This is a genomic window from Chryseobacterium sp. R2A-55 (assembly GCF_021401085.1).
GTDB lineage: Bacteria > Bacteroidota > Bacteroidia > Flavobacteriales > Weeksellaceae > Kaistella.
Map to the genome: position 1 here is coordinate 486,143 of NZ_JACBFP010000002.1, position 22,336 is coordinate 508,478.

At 39.6% G+C, this 22,336-nt stretch carries 19 protein-coding genes; 13 read left to right on the forward strand and 6 right to left on the reverse strand.

Features of this window, described 5'->3' with window-relative positions:
- Positions 1-20 precede the first annotated feature (20 nt).
- Positions 21-530 (forward strand): hypothetical protein, encoded by a 510-nt coding sequence (locus L0951_RS05065; RefSeq protein ID WP_234109976.1) that lies wholly within the window; start codon positions 21-23, stop codon positions 528-530.
- A 72-nt stretch (positions 531-602) separates the two neighbouring features.
- Here the strand turns inward: L0951_RS05065 and L0951_RS05070 are convergent, their stop codons facing one another.
- The 5 genes from L0951_RS05070 to tilS form a co-directional block, all read right to left on the reverse strand.
- A complete protein-coding gene (locus L0951_RS05070) occupies positions 603-2,900 on the reverse strand; it encodes a M14 family metallopeptidase (RefSeq protein ID WP_234109978.1) in 2,298 nt (765 codons plus the stop codon).
- Positions 2,901-3,079: 179 nt separating this feature from the next.
- The gene (locus tag L0951_RS05075; RefSeq protein ID WP_234109979.1) at positions 3,080-3,280 is read right to left on the reverse strand and encodes a PLDc N-terminal domain-containing protein; all 201 of its coding nucleotides are present in this window, start codon (positions 3,278-3,280) and stop codon (positions 3,080-3,082) included.
- Between the two features lie 70 nt (positions 3,281-3,350).
- On the reverse strand, positions 3,351-3,881 hold the full coding sequence (locus L0951_RS05080; protein WP_410686006.1) for an ExbD/TolR family protein: 531 nt from the start codon (positions 3,879-3,881) through the stop codon (positions 3,351-3,353).
- A gap of 202 nt (positions 3,882-4,083) precedes the next feature.
- Positions 4,084-6,156: a protein-disulfide reductase DsbD family protein gene (locus tag L0951_RS05085; RefSeq protein ID WP_234109981.1), complete on the reverse strand. Its 2,073-nt coding sequence runs from the start codon at positions 6,154-6,156 to the stop codon at positions 4,084-4,086.
- A gap of 39 nt (positions 6,157-6,195) precedes the next feature.
- On the reverse strand, positions 6,196-7,128 hold the full coding sequence (tilS, locus tag L0951_RS05090) for a tRNA lysidine(34) synthetase TilS (protein WP_234109983.1): 933 nt from the start codon (positions 7,126-7,128) through the stop codon (positions 6,196-6,198).
- A gap of 92 nt (positions 7,129-7,220) precedes the next feature.
- Here tilS and L0951_RS05095 point away from each other — a divergent pair, with 92 nt between their 5' ends.
- The 5 genes from L0951_RS05095 (at position 7,221) to L0951_RS05115 (ending at position 11,522) form a co-directional block, all read left to right on the forward strand.
- Positions 7,221-8,057: an OmpA family protein gene (locus tag L0951_RS05095; protein ID WP_048500426.1), complete on the forward strand. Its 837-nt coding sequence runs from the start codon at positions 7,221-7,223 to the stop codon at positions 8,055-8,057.
- Positions 8,058-8,202: 145 nt separating this feature from the next.
- Positions 8,203-8,850 (forward strand): O-methyltransferase, encoded by a 648-nt coding sequence (locus L0951_RS05100; RefSeq protein WP_234109985.1) that lies wholly within the window; start codon positions 8,203-8,205, stop codon positions 8,848-8,850.
- Between the two features lie 130 nt (positions 8,851-8,980).
- On the forward strand, positions 8,981-9,694 hold the full coding sequence (locus tag L0951_RS05105) for a C40 family peptidase (RefSeq protein WP_234109987.1): 714 nt from the start codon (positions 8,981-8,983) through the stop codon (positions 9,692-9,694).
- Between the two features lie 45 nt (positions 9,695-9,739).
- Positions 9,740-10,216 (forward strand): DUF1648 domain-containing protein, encoded by a 477-nt coding sequence (locus L0951_RS05110; protein WP_234109989.1) that lies wholly within the window; start codon positions 9,740-9,742, stop codon positions 10,214-10,216.
- A 55-nt stretch (positions 10,217-10,271) separates the two neighbouring features.
- Positions 10,272-11,522: a 3-deoxy-D-manno-octulosonic acid transferase gene (locus L0951_RS05115; RefSeq protein ID WP_234109991.1), complete on the forward strand. Its 1,251-nt coding sequence runs from the start codon at positions 10,272-10,274 to the stop codon at positions 11,520-11,522.
- A 67-nt stretch (positions 11,523-11,589) separates the two neighbouring features.
- On the opposite strand, the gene L0951_RS05120 is transcribed toward L0951_RS05115, so the two are convergent.
- On the reverse strand, positions 11,590-12,342 hold the full coding sequence (locus tag L0951_RS05120) for a glycosyltransferase family 2 protein (protein ID WP_234110007.1): 753 nt from the start codon (positions 12,340-12,342) through the stop codon (positions 11,590-11,592).
- 130 nt (positions 12,343-12,472) lie between these two features.
- Here L0951_RS05120 and L0951_RS05125 point away from each other — a divergent pair, with 130 nt between their 5' ends.
- The 7 genes from L0951_RS05125 to L0951_RS05155 all read left to right on the forward strand — a co-directional run bounded on the left by L0951_RS05125 (position 12,473) and on the right by L0951_RS05155 (position 21,718).
- On the forward strand, positions 12,473-15,529 hold the full coding sequence (locus L0951_RS05125; RefSeq protein ID WP_234109993.1) for a leucine--tRNA ligase: 3,057 nt from the start codon (positions 12,473-12,475) through the stop codon (positions 15,527-15,529).
- A 257-nt stretch (positions 15,530-15,786) separates the two neighbouring features.
- A complete protein-coding gene (locus tag L0951_RS05130; protein WP_048500419.1) occupies positions 15,787-16,653 on the forward strand; it encodes a MotA/TolQ/ExbB proton channel family protein in 867 nt (288 codons plus the stop codon).
- A 93-nt stretch (positions 16,654-16,746) separates the two neighbouring features.
- A complete protein-coding gene (locus L0951_RS05135; protein ID WP_048500418.1) occupies positions 16,747-17,355 on the forward strand; it encodes an ExbD/TolR family protein in 609 nt (202 codons plus the stop codon).
- Positions 17,356-17,358: 3 nt separating this feature from the next.
- Positions 17,359-17,925 carry an ExbD/TolR family protein gene (locus L0951_RS05140; protein ID WP_234109995.1) on the forward strand — a complete coding sequence of 189 codons (567 nt, stop codon included), beginning with the start codon at positions 17,359-17,361 and terminating at the stop codon, positions 17,923-17,925.
- A gap of 34 nt (positions 17,926-17,959) precedes the next feature.
- Positions 17,960-18,805: an energy transducer TonB gene (locus tag L0951_RS05145; protein ID WP_234109996.1), complete on the forward strand. Its 846-nt coding sequence runs from the start codon at positions 17,960-17,962 to the stop codon at positions 18,803-18,805.
- 261 nt (positions 18,806-19,066) lie between these two features.
- Positions 19,067-19,933 (forward strand): PstS family phosphate ABC transporter substrate-binding protein, encoded by an 867-nt coding sequence (locus L0951_RS05150; protein ID WP_234109997.1) that lies wholly within the window; start codon positions 19,067-19,069, stop codon positions 19,931-19,933.
- A gap of 99 nt (positions 19,934-20,032) precedes the next feature.
- Positions 20,033-21,718, forward strand: coding sequence for a tetratricopeptide repeat protein (locus tag L0951_RS05155; RefSeq protein ID WP_234109999.1), 1,686 nt, complete (start codon positions 20,033-20,035; stop codon positions 21,716-21,718).
- The last annotated feature ends 618 nt before the right edge of the window (positions 21,719-22,336 follow it).

Sequence of the window (22,336 nt, forward strand, 5' to 3'; positions counted from 1 at the left end):
TTCAATTAATACCTACCACTATGAAAAATTTATTTTTATCAGCCATAGTTGCCACCGCAACTTTAGCGAGTTGTTCCACCGTTTCATCGATTTTGCAAAATACGTTTCCTTATAATGCGACCATTTTGGTTACTGCGGGATCGCCTGCGAATACCACGCTTTCCAACGTTTCCGTGGCGCAAAGCATTAACCAATTGACCGGATCGGGAGCAAATGTGAAAGACATCCGGGTTTCCAATGCTACGATATCTGTGGGTTCCAATACGAGTATGGGAATTTTCAAATCGGTGAAAGTATATTTGTCAAACAACGGCAGCAATGAGGTTTTGGTAGCTTCCAGAGAAGATATTCCGGATAATGTGGGAACTTCGCTTTCCTTGGACTTGAACACTTCCTCCACTTTTGACCATATCATGAAATCCGGTGCGGTTCAGGAAAGGCTGGTTTATGTTTTGAAACAATCGCCAACATCTGATATTTCTGTGAAAACCTCCCTGGGTTTCAGCAGTGTTCCTAATACGAATCCATAAACCGGAATCGAAAATATATTAAAAAACCCACTGTAGATGTTACAATGGGTTTCTTTTTTAATGAGGGATCCGCTATTTTTTGATCATTAATTTTTCCCTTAAAACCAAGGAACCGCCATCGAGTTCAACGACATAGATTCCGTTTGCAAGTTTAGTTACATCAATGGTTGCGGTGCTTTTTCCTGATTGAAGCAGTTTTCCGTCCATCGAGAAGATTTTGTAGGTTTTGAATTTCTCGAAATCCTTCACAAACAATCGGTCAGAAGTCGGGTTCGGATATATTTTGGCATTTTCAATTGGTGTACTTGAAGCGGCTAAGCTTCCGTTTAAAATGGTTCTCACATAAAGGTCGTCAAAGTAGAACCCGTCGGCAGTGGTTGATGCGTCGCTTTTTAATCTGAATCTGAGATAAATTTGTTGGCCAATGTAGGCAGATAGGTCTATCTGTTCCTTTATCCAAGTAGTTTGCACGCCATCATAAATCGGTTGCCCTGAAATCTGATTGCTAGTTCCTGGACTGGTATATTTTCCGCAGAGTTGTTGCCAAGTCGTACCATTGGTCGAAATTTCCAATGCCACATAATCGTATACTTTTTCAATGTTCCATCTTGCTTTGAATTCTAACTGTGCCGCAACTGCGTTGGTCAAATTTATTGCATTGGTTGTTCGGATGTTAGTATCCGAATTATTGGAATAGTTTCCTGTTGGTGAATCTGTGATCGAAGTTGGAGAGGACACATATTGGGAAGTGGTGATATCCCATTTTCCCGTTTTGGTCCATTGAGCGATGGTGTTTGCTGGTTCGGAGAATTTATTGACCACGTTTCCATAAAACTTGGTAACATAATTGGTTTGCACATAATTTCCGTTGTCCACTTCCACTTTGAAAGTCACTGCTTCGCCATTGGCAATGGTTGGTTTCAGGTTCAGTGAAATTGATCCATTAACAGTTTGCCCGATAGTCATTCCGGAATGGGTGTTCGGAGTGCCCACACTGTTGATGTTTGCCGAAACCGGCGTAATTTTCACCACAAAATCTTGATTGTCAACGAATCCGAGCCTTTTCAGTGAGTATTGAAACTGAGCATTTTGAGTGCTGATAAAAAAATCCGAAGTATCATCTAAAACAGCATAATTATGGAGAAATCTTAATGCAGAAAGATTGGTATATACCATTCCCGCACTGATGCTTTTGATTTGTCCGGAAGGTTCGTAGAAATTATTACCGATTTCTGCGGTAAATGAAAACACCTTTGGTTTTGTAGAAGTATCTCCGTACATCCAGTCATCAGCATCTCCAGAAGATGGGTAGAGTGCTGAAGAAATCTGATTCTGATAACCGCTGTGCCGAACCATCTCCGCAGAGGTCATTTGAAAAGCGAAATCATCGGGTGTCAGCTTATTGTAATCATAACTAAAGGGATACAGCAAAAGTCTCCCACTGGTATGTGCATTGATGGCGACTCCAAAGTTTTTCTGTTCACAAAGCCATTTTATGGCCTGATTTTCTGGTTCGGAAAAAGCACTTGGACCGCAGTAGGTGTCATTATTTTGATTGGTGCTGACTCCGGTTGTTCCCCATTGGTAACCATAATTTCGGTTGTTGTCAACCCCATAACCGGAACGGCGGTTTTTACGCCACATTCCGCCGCCATTGGGATTGGTGGTAGAGTTGTAAACGAATCCGTCTGGATTGACCACAGGAACGAAATAGATTTCGGTATTATCAACCAAAGATTTGATTTCGGGATTGGTTGCGTAGTTTTCCAGCAGATACCACATATAATAAATCAGCTGCTGTGATGATCCGGGTTCACGTGCATGGTGCAGAGCGGTGTACAGGATTCTTTTCTTGTTTTGCTCCGTTTGCGGATTGTCTGAAATTTTCACGTAATAAATCGGACGGTTTTCAAAAGTGGTATAAGTAGAAATTGCCGCCTTAGCTGAAATCAGATTTGGGTAAAGCGTCTTCATGAGGTCCAGTTCGGCCATCACTTCGTTGTAATTCAGATACCCACCCATGCTTCCGGCTTTGTAATTCACAGGATCAGTAATGGCAAAACCAGGGCAGGAACTGGTGATGCTTTTGGCATCGAATTCCTTTTCCAGTCGGTCGTAATATTCCCGGAGATTGGGCTCCAGGATTTCGATTTTCAATCCGGCATTGCGAATTTCGTCGGCAAGGACTTTTGGAATTTCGCATTCAAAGAAAACTCCTTTTTTAAATGTTCTGGGTTCAGTCTGGGCTAATTTTATGGCCTGGCTGAGTTCGGCCTGGTTGCTGTAATAAACACGGACTTTTTGATAATCCTTTTGGCCAAAGACTAGTAAACATGTCAAAAAGGCAACAACTGATAAAAGTTTTTTCATAGTTTAATTTATTGAAGATTCGCAAATATAATTAAAAGAAGAGTATGGAAATGAGAATTCCATGATATTTTTTTTAAGAATTATAAAATCGACCGAAATACCAAAAACAAAAATTGATTCCAGTGATTCGGAACATCTTCTGTAACTTTTTGAGAAATAATCGATGAAACGAATGGTTTCTAAACCTTTTTGCTGATCGGCGCCAGCAGCAAATAAAAAATCCATGCAAACCATGAAACGAATAGGACCGCTAACAACCAGGCTAGCTTTTCGCCGCCCGAAGTCTTCCGCGAAAAAAGAATGCTGAATATCGGAAGCAACCAAATAAAAGCGATCATCCCGAGAAGTAGTAATCCGCCAATTGCTGAAGAATTATCCATGACAAAATGTTTTCGATAGCTAAAGATAAAGCATTACAGGAAATTTTGGCAGTTGATTTTTCTGCCCTATTTACGGTTCAATCGCGCTTGTGTAAATATCTTTTTCGATGGGTTTTATATCAGAAATTCCATATCGCTCATTATTCGTAATACCCATATTATCCAGCATATCCACGAAGTTTTTATAGCTGGAATCGTCTGTTGGTTTGATGATGACGGTGAAAATGTCAGGTATTGGAGCGGATTTCTTCGCATTGGAAATGATTTTCGCAATTTGGTTCCCCTCGAAAGTTGTTTCCCTTAAAACATTTTTATTTAAGTCTTTTGATTCGGCTTGGTAATAGAAAATTCGGTTATCTTTCCCGATGAGGAAAGTAATCTGATTGCGGAAATCAATCACTGTGTTTGTCGGAGTGAGGCTTTTCGCGGGTAAACCTAAGTCCATTACATTTGGTTGGGAGAAGTGGGTTGCAAGCATAAAAAAGGTAATCAGCAGAAATCCCAAATCCACCATGGGTGTCATATCGATATGGATGGCTTTTTTGTTGGTCAGCGGTTTCTTTCCGGTATTCGTCTGTTTTTGGGCAAGATTTTCCATAATGGTATTTTTAAGAATTGAATAAGATTTGAAAATTATTTAAAAACTGATAAGTAATTTTAAATTCGACATCAATATTTATACCTTAATTTTAAAAATCTTGACAATTCAATAATTTATTTAAATGTGGAACATAAGAAATCCCGAAAGTTCACAACGATCGGGATTCTGTATTACTAGCTGTTTAATATTCAGCGTTAATTAATCACCGCTTATTTTTAAAAAATTCAATCCCGCATTTCAGGAAGTTTTTGAAATCCTCTTTCGGCATGTAACCGGAAACGGGATGGTTGATGACTTTTCCGTCTGGCGTCATCAAAACGTAATGCGGTTGGGAATTGTTATTGAAATTGATCTGCTGGAAAAGCGACCATTTATCTCCAATGGTTTTCACTTTTTTCTTTTGTCCATTTCCCATGTCCACAGATGTTTGCTCATGTATTGGAAGCTCCTCTTTGTCGTCCACATAAAGCGATGCCAGAACCACGTCGTTTTGAAGCATTGGTAAGATGTCGGGTTCGCTCCAGACAAATTCCTCCATTTTACGGCAGTTTTCGCAACCGAAACCGGTGAAGTCTATGAGTAAAGGTTTATTTTCTTTTTTGGCCATTTCAATCGCTTTGAAATAGTCGTGTTCAGGATGCATACCCAGAATGCCGTCTTTTTCGTCGTGAAGATAGCTCACATTGATCGGTGGAAGAATTCCGCTCAAATGCTGGAGTTTCGGTCTTTCGCCGGGAAAAAGTCCTTGGATTAAATAAACGGTAAACGCAATTCCCAGAACTCCGAAAAGTTTCCTGGCCCATGAAATTCTCGGTTTTTTGTCATCATGCGGAAATCTGATTTTGCCAAATAAATAAAGAACCAAACCAATGGTGATCACGATCCACAGCACAATGAAAAGTTCCCGTTTCAGGAAAAATGTTTTCGAAACCAAATCCGCTTTCGATAGAAACTTCAAAGCCAATCCCAGTTCGATGAATCCCAAAACCACTTTCACGGTATTCATCCAGCCACCAGATTTCGGCAGACTTTGCAGCGCTTGTGGAAATAAGGCCAGAAGTCCGAAAATAATTGCCCAACTCAGTCCGAATCCGGCCAAAGCATAAGTTAAAAGCAGGGGTACATTTGCCGAACCGGTCACCGCGCTTCCGAGCAAACTTCCCAAAATTGGACCCGTACAGGAAAACGAAACGATGACTAAAGTCAATGCCATAAAGAAGATTCCGATCAATCCACCTGCCTCTTCGGCTTTTGAAGATTTATTGGCAATGGAACTCGGCAAAGTGATGTCGTAATATCCGAAAAAGCTTCCCGCGAAAAATAAGAAGATCAGAAAAAAAGTGACATTCAGCCAAACCGAGGTGGAAATTTCATTGAAAATATTTCCCGCAATTCCGTCCACAATATGGAATGGCACGGAAAGCACCACGAAAATCAAAAGGATGAAGAATCCGTAAATCATTGCGTCGCGTTTTCCTTTTGCCTTGTTTTTAGAACCTTTGGTAAAAAACGAAACCGTGAGTGGAATCATCGGGAATACGCATGGAGTGAGCAATGCGATCAATCCGCCGAAAAATCCAAGCAGCAGATAAGTCCAGAAATTTTCGCTGTTTTTCTGTTTGGTCACGCCGCAATCGGTCAGTGGATTTTCATGTTCGATGGAGGCTACTTTTAAACCTTTTTGCTCGGTTGGAACCGGTGAAGCTGTTTTTGAGGCTACGGTTTCCGTTGGTTCCGTCATGTTGGCAGAATCCAGATCTGTCTCGGTTCCCGGTTTGGCTTCAGCATTTGTGATCAGTTCGGTTTCGGCAGCACTTGGTGTCACTTTTTGTTCAAATTCCAAAGTGTTCGGCGCCAGACAGACCCGGTCATCACAGGTTTGGTAGGTGATTTCTGCTACAACATTTGCCGGTTTGGAATTATTTTTAAGTTTAAATTTTTGCTTAAACTGAACCAGATCAGAATAATAGACGATTTGTGCCCCGAAAGCTTCAGAGAACTCGTCATGTTTTTTTCCCACTTCCACCACTTTCCCGATGAGCTGGATTCCGTCTTTGGAGGTCAATTTCATTTCGGTTGGGATTCCAGAATCGGGTGGCAAATCTTTGGAATAAATGTGCCAGTTTTTGTCGATTGTTGCCGTTAAAACAGCTTCGTATTCATTATTGGGAAGGGAATTGATGTTGTATTTGAATTTTACCGGATCCTTAATCTGTGCCGAAATTCCCTGAAAAAGGAAGACCAGAATTAGGATTAAATAATTTCTGAATTTCATTTCTAACTTTATTAAGCCTCCAAAATTAGGCATTATGATTTACTTTATCTTTCTTTTCACGCACAAAATTTCCTCCCGCAAAATATGCAGTTCATGCGTTTTGCTTCTGAAAAGCTTCCCGTTTTCGCCGGAAATCACCTTATCGATTTCATCTCCTGAAAAGCCGAATCTTCTGATGATTTCTTTGACGATGAAAGCAGGTTTGGAAAGCATTTCTTTTCGGTTTAAAGTGGTTTCCTCACCATTATTTTTAAGGACAATTTCCTGCAGGGCTTTTTCAATTTCATTTTGAATAAAATCATTGGCTTCGCTTAAATAATGGATGGAATCCCGAAAGCCATTCAAAAAATTCGGTGAGATATCCTGGATTTGCGGAATGACCTGGTTTCGGAAACCATTTCTTAAATAGTCGTTTTTTTGGTTGGATAAATCTTCCCGGAACTCAATTCCATTTTTTTCGGCAAAAGCATAAATTTCTGCTTTGGAAAAATGAAGCAGCGGACGCATGATTTTATTTTCGTTAGAAGGAATTCCGCTCAATCCCTTTATTCCGGAACCGCGTGAAAGGTTGATCAGGAAGGTTTCCAGCTCATCATTCAAATGATGCGCAGTCACCAAAAATTCCAGGTTTCGATCTTTTTGGATTTTCCTGAAAAAATCATAGCGCAGATTTCTTGCCCATAGCTGAATCGAGTTTTCAGGTTTTTGGTCTTTTTCGGAAACCCGGTAAAGATGGAACTCGATGTTGTGCTTCAAGCAATAATTTTCCACCAACTTTTGGTCCAGATCGGAATCTTCATTTCTGAGTCGGTAATTGATATGTGCAACTTCGAACTTCAACCCCAAACCATTAAACAGATGCAAAAGGACCATGGAATCTGCTCCGCCGCTTACCGCCAACAAAAAAGTTTGCTCCTGAAAATCAGGCAAAAGTTGAAACGGTATTGTGGCAAACAATTTGCTGGTAAGCATTTTTAAGGATTATTTAACGATATTGGTACAAAGATAATTCTTCCGTTTAAAATGAATTCTCTATTTTTGACTAAACAAATTGAAACAGTACTATGAATTTAGGAAAAATTTTTGCCGTCGGCGTGATGGCGGTTACGATGACTTCTTGTGTGAGCAAGAAGCAGTATGACGCTCTGAATTTGAATTATAACCAGTGTATTACCAATATTGGTGAAAGACAGCGAGAAATTCAGGATTTGAAGGCTACCAACGCAGGTTTGACCAGCGAAAATACTTTGTTGAAAGACCAAAACAGCGCATTAAAATCTTCTCTTGACGCTTGTTTGGCGAATACCGGGAAAGGTTCCGCAAATATCGACAAGCTGATTGGCGAGATCAATGCTTCCAATAAATACATCAAGCAGCTGATTTCAACCAATGCGAAAAACGACAGTCTGAATTTGGCACTTTCCAACAAGTTGAAGAGATCTCTGGACAATGTTGCCGATCAGGATGTTCAGGTGAAAGTTTTGAAGGGAGTGGTGATGATTTCACTTTCCGACAAAATGCTTTACAAAACTGGAGATTACAACGTGCTTCCGCAAGCTGCAGAAGTTTTGGGTAAAGTAGCAAAAGTGATCAACGATTATGATACTTATTCCGTGCTGATCGAAGGTAACACAGATAATGTTCCTTTGAATTCTGCAAACCTGCCTAAAGACAACTGGGATCTTTCTGCTTTGAGGGCGACTTCCATGGCGAAAATCCTGCAAAACCAATTCGGGGTGAATCCAAACAGAATCACTGCGGGCGGAAGAAGCGAATATAATCCGAAAACTACGAACGCTTCCGTTTCCGGAAGAGCCGAAAACAGAAGAACCGAGATCATCATCATGCCGAAACTCGATGAGTTCATGAAATTGATGGATATCGCTCCGGTGAAGAATTAATTGGCTAATTGCTTTTAGCTTCATTAAACCTCATTAAACCTCATAGGTTTTCAAAACCTATGAGGTTTTTTTGAGGTTTTTTTTATTTTTTTTTTATTTTTTTTTATTTTGAAAACAGTAATTTTGGATACCAAACATTTTTAAAATGAGTTTTTTCGAAGAAAACAGTCCGGAAATGGACCGTTATTTAGAAACCCACGCTTCGGCGGAACCGGAAATGTTGAAGCGGTTGCGAAAGGAAACTTTCCAGAAAACTACCCAACCGCACATGATTTCCGGTTATCAGCAAGGTAGGCTGCTTTCCATAATTTCTAAAATGCTTCAGCCAAAAAACATTTTGGAAGTGGGAACTTTCACTGGTTATGCCACACTTTGTATGGCGGAAGGTTTGGCAAAGGACGGTAAAATCACTACTTTGGATGTGAATGAGGAATTGGCCTATCTCCCGAAAAGGTATTTTGCGGAAAGTGAATTTTCGGGCAGAATTGATTTTCGGATTCAGAATGCATTAGAATATTTAAGGAAAACCGACGAGATTTTCGACTTGGTTTTTATCGATGCGGACAAAGAAAATTATGTGGAATATTTTAAGCTCATTAAGCCTCATTTGAAATCGGGTTCAGTTGTTTTGTTTGATAATGTGCTTTGGTACGGGAAAGTTTTGGAGGAAAACCCGAAACAGCAATCCACCAAAAGCATCAAAGAGCTCAACGATTTGGTGGCGAAAGATGAAGATTTTGAAAATCTTATTTTACCTTTGCGAGATGGAGTAAATATGCTGCGAAGGAGGTAGGTGAATTGCTGCGCGTGAATTTTCCTTCGTAAGTGAATTTTCTTCGCAGTTAGTTTTAAGACTTGAAAATTGAAATCTACCGTTTGGCAGATCGTCCTGAAACTTCAAACAAAATCAAATCATCTGAACGATGCCAAATAAATATATCTGTTCCGTTTCCATCGCACCAATTCGGGCGGAAAACAGCCACCAGTCGGAAATGACTTCCCAACTTTTGTATGGCGAAAGTTGTGAAATCTTGGAGATTGACGGAAGCTTTTCCAAAATCCGGATTGATTTTGATGGTTACGAAGGCTGGATAGATTCCAAGCAGATTGCAAAGATCTCGGAAGATGATTTTGCAGATCGGAAAACAGAAACCCTGAAAAAAACTTTTGAGACTTTTGAATTAAAGGAGGGAAAAACCCTGCTTTCCATCGGAAGCGAAATCAATGCGGAAATCGGGACATTTGAAAATCCTAATCCCGGAAATATCGCCGAAACTGCGAAAAAGTTTTTAAATGTACCCTATTTGTGGAGCGGGCGAAGTTTTTTCGGGATCGATTGCAGCGGATTTACCCAATTGGTCTATAAAGTTCACGGAAAAGTATTGCCGAGAGATGCCTATCAACAAGCTGAACTGGGAGAAGTTTTGGATTTCATTGAAGAAGCAGAACCTGGAGATTTGGCGTTTTTTGAAAACCAGGATGGTGTGATTTCGCATGTGGGAATCATGCTGGACGACCAGAAAATTATTCATGCTTATGGAAAAGTCCGGATCGACTCACTGGATTCCGCAGGAATTTACAATGCAGATTTGAAGAAGCATACGCATAAGTTGCGGTTTTTGAAAAGGATTTTTTAAGCGCTCACAATTACACGGATTTTCAATCGGAAAAAGTAAAATTTTATGCTCAAAAACATTTCATTTTTTCTAAAAATCATTGCCTTTTTCCTTTTGGTTTTCATTTGGGTTTACACCTGGATTACTTATGCAAAGCTGCCGGAAACGGTTCCCGTCCATTTTGGAATCGGTGGAAAAGCGGACGGATTTGGTCCAAAAAGCATGAATTGGCTTTTGGTGGGAATTTCAACTTTAATGTATGTTTTCGTGTTTTATCTGTCACGGAATCCCCAATCGATATTTCTAAACCTGCCCAACAGAATTAAGGAAAACCGAGAGCTTACAGGAATTATTGTGGATGTTCTGAATGTTTTGACGATGGCGATTTTTGCCGTCATCACTTATGAAAGTATTCGGGTTTCATTACATGAAATGGATGGATTGAGCCCTATTTCGGATTATGTTTTAGGATTGGTCGCTTTATTTGTAGTGGGAATATTGATATATTCGCAGCTGCTTTTGAAGAAAAAAAGCATAGATTAATTAAGCGTTTTTCAGCATCTACACATTATCGCATTAAATCATCATCTCTACTAAAGTGCAATTCCTATACAACATATTCATCTCCCTTTTGATTTCCGCCATGAAAATTGGGGCGGTCTTTAATTATAAATTGAAGAAAGGTTTGGCGGGAAGGAGGCAGAGCTGCAAAATCGTGAATGAAAAATTTTCGCGGAAAGATAAGGTGATCTGGATGCACGCCGCAAGTTTGGGAGAATATGAACAGGGACTCCCGGTTTTGGAAAAATTGAAGGTGAAATTTCCCGAACATAAGATTTTGATTACCTTTTTTTCGCCTTCCGGATATGATAACATGATCAAGAAAGATCATATTGCTGATGCGGTTTGCTACCTTCCGTTTGATTTGAAGGTGTGGATTGTGGATTTCATGTCGAATTTCAATACCGATATTTTCATCACTATCAAATATGAATTTTGGTACAATCTTTTAAACGAATTGAAAAAACGGGGCGCGAAAATCTATGTGGTTTCTGCACTTTTCAGGGAGACGCAAGTTTTCTTTAAGGCTTATGGAAGTTGGTTTGTGAAACAGCTGGACCAAAATGTGGACTGGATTTTTCATCAGACGAAACATTCTTCGGCATTGGCGAAAGAAATTGGTTTGAAAAAATCTTCCACAGCGGGCGATACGCGTTTTGATCGGGTAAAGCAACTGCGGGAGCGGGATAATTTTGTGAAGTATATTGACGATTTTAAACAGTCAAAGAAAACCATCGTTTTCGGAAGTTCGTGGGAATCGGAGGAAAGACTCGCAGAGTTGATTGCCAGTAGAAACCGGGATGTGAAACTGATTATTGCGCCACACGATTTGAAACGGGTGGATCATCTGAAGAGGATTTTTCCGGATGCGATCCTGTATTCGCAGATCACAAATTCTTCCAGTCTGGCGATTTTGAATCCACAGGTTTTGATTATTGACTGTATTGGCTTGCTTTCCAAACTTTATTCCTACGGCGATATTGCGGTTGTTGGCGGCGGTTTTCACACGAAAGGACTTCACAATGTTCTGGAAGCTGCCACATTTGGAATACCGGTTTTCTTTGGCGACCAGTATGAAAAAAATCCAGAAGCAGACGAGCTCATCGCACAAAATGGTGGCAAATCCTTTGAAGACGAGTTTTTTGCCGCACCTTATATTCTGCAAGTCTTAAACGATGAGACCCTGATGAAAAAAATGGGAGAACATGCTGAAAGATTCATCAGTTCCCAGCCTAATGCAACAGATTACGTGGTACAGAAAATCCTTGCTGACAAAGGGGTCTTGTAAAAAGTCCTGTATTTGGGCAAATTCATTGAATGCCTAAATCTCCATGGTGGAAATTGCAGTTCGTGTTTTAATTGAAAATCTTGGAATATTTCATAAACCCGTTGATTGCCCAGTTTGCGGTGTAGTACATGGATTTTAAAGTAGAGAATTTCATATAATCTTTGTAAACCAGATATTGGTCTTTCATTATATGACTTTTCTTGCGGGAAATGCTCGATGGATGCATCCTGTATTTCGCCATAGTTTTCGGAAGCGGTTTTCCGACCGGGATTTTTTTCAGCAAATTCAGCCACATCACATGGTCTTCCCGTTTATTTCCCTCGGGGAAAAACACTTTTCCAACTCTTTGGGAATCATACATGGAACTTAGCAAAGACAATCTGCAAGTCTTCAGCAAATTATGGAAAGTCACTTCTTTGTTGGCGTTAAAATCTCCGATTTTCGGATTCAGATGTTCATCGCATCTTGCATAGTTAGAATAGGCAAGCTCCGCGTTTTGGTTCTTCATGAAAGCTACCATTTCTTCCAGGAAGTTGGGTTCCCAGAAATCATCAGCATCCAGAAAGGTGATGTATCTTCCGTTTGCTTTCGCTAAAGACAGATTGCGTGCATGACCGGCTCCACCGTTTTTTTCGGTGATGCTTAGAATGATTCTGGGGTCATTGATTTTTCTAATGATTTCTACCGAATTATCGCAGGATTGATCATCTGTAATAAGCCATTCCCAATCGGTGAAAGTCTGGTTCATCACCGATCGAATGGTTTCATCAAGAAACCTAGAAGAGTTATAACATGGAGTGATAATGGAAACTTCGGCCATCGAAAGTGTTTCTGCAAATATACTCATTCAGCGTTTGAAATCATCCGGTGATAAATTGAAAGATTTTCTCATTCCAAAACCTTAAATTTGCGACTACTAAAATTATTCATTATAAATTAATTCGAAGAGAATGTTTTACGACCATCAAGCGATAGAGAAAAAGTGGCAGAAATATTGGGAAGACCATCAAACCTATAAAACTGAAAACGACACCACCAAACCAAAATTCTATGTTTTGGACATGTTTCCATATCCTTCCGGTGCGGGACTGCACGTGGGACATCCGCTCGGATACATTGCGTCAGATATTTACGCCCGGTTTAAAAGGCATCAGGGTTTCAATGTGTTGCATCCAGTTGGTTACGATTCCTTCGGACTTCCGGCGGAGCAGTACGCGATACAAACCGGTCAGCATCCCGCGATCACCACCCAGGAAAACATTACGAGATATGAGGAGCAATTGAGAAAGATTGGTTTTTCTTTCGATTGGAACAGGGAAGTAAGAACTTCTGATCCTTCCTATTATAAATGGACGCAGTGGATTTTTATCCAGCTTTTTCACTCCTGGTATAATAAAGCCACCGACAAAGCAGAATCTATCGATACCTTGATCCAATTTTTTGAACAAAATGGAACTGCCGGTTTATCGGCTGTTCAAAGTGATGCGCTCAATTTCTCGGCAGAAGAATGGAAGAATGCTTCAGAACTGGACAAGCAGGATATTCTGTTGAATTACAGATTGGCGTATCGAGCTGAAACTACCGTGAATTGGTGTCCCGCATTGGGAACAGTCTTAGCGAATGACGAGGTGAAAGACGGAAAATCTGAACGTGGCGGATTTCCGGTTTTCCAAAAGAAAATGATGCAGTGGAGCATGAGAATTACCGCATATTCCGAAAGGTTGTTGCAGGGTTTGGATAAAATTGATTGGCCGCAACCGCTGAAGGATTCCCAGGAATATTGGATCGGGAAATCGCAGGGAGCGTCTGTGAAATTTGAGGTTCCGGCTGCGGAGCATCGTGAAGAGCAGGAAATTGTTGAGGTTTTCACCACACGACCCGACACCATCTTTGGAGCAACCTTCATGGTTTTGGCGCCTGAAAACCCTTTGGTAGAAAAAATCACAACTCCTTCGCAAAAAACTGAAGTTGACCAATATATTGAAGAAACGTCCAAAAAGACCGAACGCGATCGGATGGCGGATGTGAAAAATGTTTCCGGCGCATTTACAGGGAGTTTTGCTATTAATCCGTTTACAGAAAAGCTAATTCCAATTTATATTTCGGATTATGTTTTGATGGGTTATGGAACTGGAGCTGTAATGGCAGTTCCGGCACATGACGAACGTGACCACCGTTTTGCAAAGAAATTTGGATTGGACATTGTGAATGTCATTAAAAATGATATCGACATTCAGGAAGCATCTTACGATTCGAAAGATTCGGTCTGTGTCAATTCCGAATTTTTGAATGGACTGGATTACGAGACCGCCAAGACCAAAATCATTGACGAGATTGAAAACCGCGGAATTGGTCACGGAACCACAAATTACAGGCAGCGAGATGCTATTTTCTCTCGCCAAAGATATTGGGGAGAACCGGTTCCTGTGTATTATAAGGACGGAATGCCATATACTTTGCCGGTTTCCGCACTTCCGCTGGAATTGCCGGAAGTTGAAAAATATCTCCCCACTGAAGATGGCGATCCGCCATTGGGAAATGCAAAAAATTTCGCTTGGGATGAAAACAATCAAAAAGTGGTTTCCACGGAATTGATCGATCATATTTCAGTTTTCCCGATGGAACTTTCCACAATGCCGGGTTGGGCAGGAAGTTCTTGGTATTTTTTAAGGTACATGGATCCGAAAAGCGAAGAGGTATTTGCCGACAAAAAACTCTGTGATTATTGGGGGCAGGTGGATTTGTATATCGGTGGAAGCGAACACGCAACCGGTCACTTGCTCTATTCCCGTTTCTGGAATATGTTTTTGAAGGACAGAGGGTATATTAATCATGATGAGCCTTTCAAGAAACTGATCAATCAGGGAATGATTTTGGGGATGAGCGCTTTTGTTCACATTTTGAGACCGCACTTTAAAGTAAAGGATGAGGAAAATTCCTATTTAAGCTTTTCTAATTCGAAATATGTCCTATTAAAAAAATCTGATATAAATTTTATAAATGATAATTATCAAAGACTTGCTGAAATTAAATTGCAGCAAGTAAAACCAGATTTGTCGTCGGATTTGGATCAGAAAATATTAAAGTATCTCGAAAGATTTAAAATGATTGCTAATCACTTTGGTTTTGAGGATTTTGATTATAATTTAGGTTACAATACATTTAATTTACACTTTCAACCAAATAAACATATTGATATTAGTTTTTTAAAGGCTGCAACTGATGAATTAGATTTGCAAAAATTGAAAGAGAAAGGTAATCCTGAATTTGCTGATGCGGTTTTATTATGGGAAAATGAAAAATACATCACAGAACGAGAAGTAGAAAAAATGTCCAAATCCAAGTACAATGTCGTTAATCCTGATGATATCTGTGAAGAATACGGTGCAGATTGTCTTCGCTTGTATGAGATGTTCCTTGGTCCGTTGGAACAAAGCAAACCTTGGAATACACAAGGTTTGAGTGGAGTTTACGGATTTTTGAAAAAATTTTACAATCTGTTTTTTGATGGGGACAAGTTCAATGTTTCAGAGGAGGAGCCTACGAAAGAGGAATTGCGGGTTCTGCATACCTTAATTAAAAAAGTGGTTTCAGACATCGAAAATTTTTCTTTCAACACTTCGGTGGCGCAGTTCATGATTGCGGCAAATGAGTTTCAAAAACTGAAAACCAACAAAAGAAAGATCTTGGAACCTTTTGCAATTTTGGTTTCCACTTACGCGCCACATATCGCGGAGGAACTTTGGGAAAAGCTCGGCTACTCCACTTCAATCGAGTTCGAGCCATTCCCTGTTTTTGATGAGAAATATTTGGAGCAGGACGCCATTCAATATCCGGTAAGTTTTAATGGAAAGATGAGGTTCAAACTTGAATTATCGGCAGATTTGTCCACTAAGGAAATCGAGGAAATTGCGATGAAAGATGAGCGAACTATCAGTCATTTGGCGGGAAATTCGGCAAAAAAAATCATAATCGTTCCAAAAAAAATCATTAATATTGTCCACTGAAAAAAAATATTTTAAAAACAAATGTAAATCTGTCGTAAAAAAAAGGGGGTATTTCTTTTGAATTTTTAAGACTATTTTTAAAATCGGCTATTATTATCAAATTTGAATTTATTTATTAATAATAATGCAATGTTAAGGTTTCTTAACAACAAAAAAAATGATTTTGTTAAGGTGTAAATACTTGCATTATTGAATATTTTGACTTTATTTTACACCTTGAAAATTTTAAAAAATAACAATTATAATTTAGTTTTAGTATGGAAATGAATGTTTCAAACAACGAGGAGCAAGTAGTTGCTAAAAAGATGGGTGGGTTAAATCCTGTTCTTATAATTCCGATCCTTATCCTTATCGGGATTGCTATTTATTTATTTGTTTTGGGAAGTCCAGGTAATTTTAAGGCAGATCCGAGACTGAGCGGTTTATCATCAGTATCATTCTCTGATGTGGAAGCCAAAGAGCTTCATCCGGATGGATTCCTAGGAATTATCTACATGGGAGGACCGATCGTACCGATCCTGATTTCTTTCATGATTATTGTAATCGTTTTCGCAATTGAGCGTTTCTTCGTTCTTAGAAAAGCTTCTGGCGCTGGAAATCTTGATAACTTCGTGTCAAAAGTTAGAACGCTTCTTAACCAAAATAGAATCGATGAGGCTTTGGAAGAGTGTGATGCTCAGCAGGGTTCAGTGGGTAATGTGGTAAAAGAAGGTTTAACCACTTATAAGGCATTAGCACACGATACCTCTTTGAACAAGGAGCAGAAAATGGTTTCACTTAACAAGTCAATTGAGGAAGCTACAACGCTTGAAATGCCAATGTTGGAGAAAAACATGATGATTCTTTCAACTCTTGGTACAGTTGCAACCCTTGTTGCACTTCTTGGTACGGTAATCGGGATGATCAAGGCGTTCCACGCTTTGGGTTCAGGTGGTGGTACCCCAGACTCTGCAGCGCTTTCAATCGGTATCTCTGAAGCACTTGTAAATACTGCTTTGGGTATTGGTACTTCTGCGGTTGCGATTATTATCTATAACTTCTTTACTTCTAAAATTGACGGATTGACGTTTAAGATCGATGAGATCGCAATGTCAATTCAGCAGTCTTTTGCAGAATTCCACTAAGGAGTTTTTGCAAGTATTCGGAAGGTTTAACTTTTCTAATAAAAAACCCTCCAATAAAAAAAATTAGAAGTTCAATTAATTAACAGATAAATAATGGCGAGAGTCAAACCAAAAAGACATAATATTAGGGTGGATATGACCGCTATGACGGACGTTTCCTTCCTACTCCTTACGTTCTTTATCCTCACGGCTCAGTTTGCAAAACCTGACGTCGAGACAATCAAAACGCCATCTTCAATTTCTGAAAAACTGCTTCCTGATGCGAGTTTGATGACTATTCTCAGCACCACAGACGGAAGATTCTATTTTACACCAGTGGAAAATGCAAGTGAAAGGATGGCATTGCTGGATAAAATGGGTCAGAAATATGGCATGACATTTACCGACAAAGAAAAGGTTGCATTCGCAAACGTACAGTCGATTGGTGTCCCAATGAACCAAATGAAAGGTTTCCTTGATTTGAGCGATGAAGATAGAAAGGCATATAAGAGCAAAACAGGCATCCCAATGGACAGCACTAACAGACAGCTTATTGACTGGGTGCAGCAAAGTCTTGCGGTAAACCCTGACTACAAACTGGCAATTAAAGGAGATGTAGAAACGAAATACCCGAAAGTGAAATCACTTTTTGAGGGGTTGAGGGATATCGATTTCCTAAAATTCTGGTTAATAACAAGTCAGGAAGTGTCACCAAATAATTAAGAAATGGCAGAAGTACAAGTAAAAGACAGCAGCGGGAAAGGCGGTAAGGTACGCTCGAAAAAGCAGGTACCGCACGTGGATTTGACCCCAATGGTGGATTTGGCGTTCCTTTTGATTACATTCTTCATGTTAGTTACCACTTTTAACAAACCGAATGTGATGGATTTAGGCCTTCCGGCAAAGCCGAAAGAAAACCAAAAACCACCTGATACGGAAATCGACTTAACGAATTCCATTTCTATAATTATAGGAAAAGATAACAGAATTTTCTATCACCAGTTGGACAGAGCAGGACTTACTGCTGAAAACCTTAAGGAAACAACTTTTGACAGAGAAGGGATTACAAAAGTAATCGAGCAGGCAAAAGCCAACGCGAAAGATAAAGACAAATTTACCGTCATTATCAAACCAACGGATGACGCCGTATATAAAAACTTTGTAGATATTCTAGACGAAATGGCCATTACCAAAAACGAGATTTACGGGATCACCGATATCAAGCCATGGGAAGAAGCCATTTACAAACAGAAAGTGGGAGAGACTGCTGCAGTAAACCCGCCAACTAAATAAGAATATTTACTCTTAATTTTTTAAAGTAAGAAAAATGGCAGAAGATAATAATTACAATAGTACTCCAACACTGGATGAAATTGTATTTGAGCATAGAAATAAGGAGTATGGAGCCTATGATCTAAGGTCTAACTACAGAAAGATGCTCACCAAAGCATTTATTATGGGAACCGTTTTGTTCTGCATCGCTGCGATCACACCGTTTGTGATTATGAAAATCAAGCAGATGAATGCAAAAGAAACAACAGAGGTAAATGCTAATTTGATCGATATCCTTCCGGATAAAGAACAGATCATTGAGCAGCCAAAAGATGAACCGCCACCACCACCGCCACCACCAAAAGAAGAACCGAAACAGGAGATTATCCAAAACGTGGTTCCAGAACCGGTGAAGGCTCCAAAAGTGGAAACGCCGCCGCCGCCAATCTCTAAGCAGTTGGAAACCACTACAGGTTTGGTGAATCAGGAAGGAGTGAAGACACCAAGCTACACTGCGCCGCCGCCACCTCCATCTACCGGTAATGCGACACAAACTGTAGAAGTGAAACCTCCGGTTTCCGAAACACAGATTTATAGCGATGTGGAGCAGCAAGCAGAATTTCCTGGTGGACTCAATGCTTTCAGAGGCAAGATTATGAGCAGTTTTGATACTGAAAGTCTTGCAGACAGCGGAGGAGGAGAAATGAAATCCTCGGTAGTTTTCGTAGTAGAAAGAGATGGTAGCATCAGTGATGTGAAAGCTACAGGATCTAACTCAGCGATGAATGCTGAAGCGGTAAGAACGGTGAAGTCCATCAAAACAAAATGGGCACCTGCAAAAATCAACGGGCAAAATGTTCGTTCATATTACAGATTACCACTTACTATGCGTATTGAATAATTTTTAATAGTAGTAAATTGCATAAAGAGAAGCAGATGCTTCTCTTTTTTACATTTTTTAATATATTTGTTTCCACGATGTTTAATTGGTTATCATTACTTGCAGGGTTGCTCTATATTGTTTTAGGAATATTCGTCATGGTCAGGAGCTGGTTTTTCGGCCAGCTGGAAGTGCCGATTGCGTATGCTTTAGGTGGTTTGATGGTGCTTTATGGCTGCTTTCGGATAATTAGGGCTGTTTACCGAATAAAAAACAATGGAGATGAAAGGTAGTCTGTTATTAGTTTTTCTTTTTCTTTTTTTTGCAAGTTGCAAAAAATCTGAAATCAAAGTTCCTTCATATAACGAGGGTGAGCTAACCATCGTTGCAGATGAATCATTTAAAAGCGTAACCGAGGCTTTAGCGGAAGGATATATGATAAGTTATCCAAAAACCAAATTAAAAGTCGTTACCCAAAAAGAAGATCTGGCGTTTTTGGATCTGCTCAATGGAAAGGCAAAAATCATAGTCATGTCGCGCGATCTTTCGAAAAATGAGAAAGAAGCGTTCAAGAATAAAGTTGACCTTGAGCTTTTGCCGGCTAGATTTGCGGTGGATGCAGTTGTATTTATAGTTCCTAAGAACTCGTCAATTGAGAAAATTTCATTGGATGAGATCCGACAGGGCCTGGAATCAGATGAAAAACGGTTCATCTTTGACGGTACCAACAGCAGCAACTTAAATTTTGTTGCCCAGAAATTGGGTAAAGCGCCAAGTGACCTGAAGTTCAATATCATTACCGGTAACGAAAACGTCGTACAGCAGTTATCCAAGTATCCTGATAAAATAGGGGTAATCAGCTTAAACACTATTTCTCGTCCCTACGGAAAAGAAGCCACATTTCTGCGATCAATGATTAAAGTATTGCCAGTTGAAGATAAAGGCAGGCTTTTTGAACCCAATATTGAAAATCTGCGCGAGATGAAATACCCCTTTTCACGTGTGCTTTATTTCTTGACCAGTGAGGCAAATTTTAACCTAGCAAACGGATTTATCAGGTTTTCTTGTACTCAATTGGGGCAAATGATTGTGCAGAAAGAAGGGCTGCAGAAATACAATCTCTATCAGCGCGAAGTGCAGATGCGCTAATTTTTTCTTAAAACTTTTCTTTAAATTTGCCATTCTTTATTTTTTGGTATAAAAATTGGCATATAGTAAAAAGTATTTTTATAATTCAAACAAATTAAAATGAAATATATAATGAATCTAACTAAAAAAATTACTTTAGGAGTTGCGGCAAGCTTTTTATCGGGCTTCGTCTTTGCTCAAACATTGCAGGAGGGAATTGCAAATGCGGACAGTCATAAGTATGCAGCGGCAAGACAGGTTTTCACGGAAATGGTAGCAAAATCGGCAACTGCTGAAAATTATTTTTATTTAGGCAACTCGTATTTAACTCAATTTGAGCCAAACTTTGAAAAAGCAACTGAAGAATTTAATAAAGGATTGGCAATCGACAAAAAAAGTTACCTGAACCGAATTGGATTAGCTTCCGTGAGATTAGGTAAAGGAGATAAAACAGCGGTGGCCGAAATCCAGAATATTGTCAAAGATTCTCGAGAAAAAGATGCGGAGGTTCTTTTCCGCGCAGCAGAAGCATTAACTCTTTTTGGAGGATCTGCGAATGCTGATTTAGCGATTGATCTTTTGAACAAAGCAGTAGAAAAATCGGCAAAAAATGGCACACCGGCAAATTATTATTACGTGTTGGGCGATGCCTACAGATTGAAAGTTACCAACAGTCCACAAGTAGCGGGAGCTGCGATGACTGCATATGAAAAGGCACTTCCAACAGCGAAAAACAAAGCATCGGTGTATACCAGAATTGGCACATTGTGGATGCAGGCACAGCAATGGCAGAAAGCGAAAGAAAGTATAGACCGTGCAATCGCAACCGACCCAACTTTTGCTCCTGCCTACAAAGCAAAAGCGGGATATGACATCAAATATCAGCAAAACGCATTGGCAACCCAAGATTTGATTAACTACGCAAAATATGCAGATGAAGATCCGGATACCCAGCTAGAAATTTCAAAATTATTCTTTACAAACGAAGACTACCAGAATTCAAAGCTATATTTGGATAAGGTTTTCGATAAAGTTGACGATTTGATAAAGTATAAGCTGAGAGCCTACTTGTTATTTGCGGATGGTGATTATACCGGTGCAAAATCCAATTTGGACCTTTTCATATCAAAAGCAGATCCATCTAGAGTTTTGCCGGCGGATCAAGGTCTTGATGGATTGATTGCCGCAGGTTTGGCCCAAAAAGAAACAGATCCCGCCAAAAAAGCTACTTTGCAGGCGGAATCACAGCAAAAAATAGCCATTGCGAAAGCTGCAAAGGATGAAACCATGAAGTGGGATGAAGAGTTGATGAAAATTAAAGGAGGCGGAAGCATCAACCAGGCGGTCGTAGATGCTGGTCCCACAAGTCCACAAATTGAATCCTTGAAAAAAGCAGTTCTTGCAAATCCTCAAGATACCAATTCACTATATATGCTGGCCAAAGCATACGAGGATGTAAAAAACTGGAACGGAGCGATTCTCTCTTGGCAAAAAATGAGTGGACTGCTTCCTGATTGGTCACCGGCTTATTACAGCCAAGGTTTAGCTTATCAGCACGCCGGCCAAGGTGAACTTGCTCAGGCAGCTTACGAAAAGTATATTTCGAGTTATGATAAATATATTGCTACCGTAAAACCCGAGGAACTGGAACCTAACAAGCTGACCTTGTCCTACGCCTATTTTGCAGTCGCACTCTTGGTGAAAGACACTGATATGGCTAAAGCAAAGGATTATGTAGCAAAATCGCTGCAGTTGAATCCAAATTATCAGGATGCGGTAAATCTAAGTAAGCAATTAAACAAATAAGTATTAAGATTAATAAATTTTTAATCCCAGCCTTTTCCGTAAGACTGGGATTTTTTTTTATGCAGGTAAATGGCTTTAAGTACTAATTGAGAATCCATATGCGACTGGCGAGGTTATCAAATTTTTTGATTCAACATTGCTATTACACTCATGACCTATATTTTCCTAGATGATATACTTTATAAAAAACAGATGTCTACGTGTGTTTTGGGAATAATTAGGGGTGATATTAATTTTAGAGGGGAATTTTTTATTTGTTGAACTCATTTTTTTGGGTCTAAAAATCAATTCATTACTTAAAAATCAGCCATAATACACAAATATTTCTTTGCTTTTATTTTGAGTTTTCCAAAAAGTTTCTATCTTTGCAGTCCCTAATCGAGAGAACGGGGAGCGCAGTAGAGCAGTAATTTATACAGGCGAATTTGGATGGAGTTTTTCAGAAGTTTTTTTGGCTGAAATTAAGACAGTTAAAAAATATTTCAAAATTTTTTCAGAAAATATTTTGCCAGATGGAAAAAAGTTTCTACTTTTGCAACCGCAAATCGGAACAAGGGGCGTCTTTCCCCGGTCCGGCTAAGCGGAAAGAATAAAGATCATTGACATCACAAATAACAA

Bases quoted from the DNA above. Each gene is read 5' to 3' on its own strand.
- L0951_RS05065 (WP_234109976.1), top strand. From the start codon at position 21: ATGAAAAATTTATTTTTATCAGCCATAGTTGCCACCGCAACTTTAGCG.
- L0951_RS05070 (WP_234109978.1), bottom strand. From the start codon at position 2,900: ATGAAAAAACTTTTATCAGTTGTTGCCTTTTTGACATGTTTACTAGTC.
- L0951_RS05075 (WP_234109979.1), bottom strand. From the start codon at position 3,280: ATGGATAATTCTTCAGCAATTGGCGGATTACTACTTCTCGGGATGATC.
- L0951_RS05085 (WP_234109981.1), bottom strand. From the start codon at position 6,156: ATGAAATTCAGAAATTATTTAATCCTAATTCTGGTCTTCCTTTTTCAG.
- tilS (WP_234109983.1), bottom strand. From the start codon at position 7,128: ATGCTTACCAGCAAATTGTTTGCCACAATACCGTTTCAACTTTTGCCT.
- L0951_RS05095 (WP_048500426.1), top strand. From the start codon at position 7,221: ATGAATTTAGGAAAAATTTTTGCCGTCGGCGTGATGGCGGTTACGATG.
- L0951_RS05100 (WP_234109985.1), top strand. From the start codon at position 8,203: ATGAGTTTTTTCGAAGAAAACAGTCCGGAAATGGACCGTTATTTAGAA.
- L0951_RS05105 (WP_234109987.1), top strand. From the start codon at position 8,981: ATGCCAAATAAATATATCTGTTCCGTTTCCATCGCACCAATTCGGGCG.
- L0951_RS05110 (WP_234109989.1), top strand. From the start codon at position 9,740: ATGCTCAAAAACATTTCATTTTTTCTAAAAATCATTGCCTTTTTCCTT.
- L0951_RS05120 (WP_234110007.1), bottom strand. From the start codon at position 12,342: ATGGCCGAAGTTTCCATTATCACTCCATGTTATAACTCTTCTAGGTTT.
- L0951_RS05125 (WP_234109993.1), top strand. From the start codon at position 12,473: ATGTTTTACGACCATCAAGCGATAGAGAAAAAGTGGCAGAAATATTGG.
- L0951_RS05130 (WP_048500419.1), top strand. From the start codon at position 15,787: ATGGAAATGAATGTTTCAAACAACGAGGAGCAAGTAGTTGCTAAAAAG.
- L0951_RS05135 (WP_048500418.1), top strand. From the start codon at position 16,747: ATGGCGAGAGTCAAACCAAAAAGACATAATATTAGGGTGGATATGACC.
- L0951_RS05140 (WP_234109995.1), top strand. From the start codon at position 17,359: ATGGCAGAAGTACAAGTAAAAGACAGCAGCGGGAAAGGCGGTAAGGTA.
- L0951_RS05145 (WP_234109996.1), top strand. From the start codon at position 17,960: ATGGCAGAAGATAATAATTACAATAGTACTCCAACACTGGATGAAATT.
- L0951_RS05150 (WP_234109997.1), top strand. From the start codon at position 19,067: ATGAAAGGTAGTCTGTTATTAGTTTTTCTTTTTCTTTTTTTTGCAAGT.
- L0951_RS05155 (WP_234109999.1), top strand. From the start codon at position 20,033: ATGAAATATATAATGAATCTAACTAAAAAAATTACTTTAGGAGTTGCG.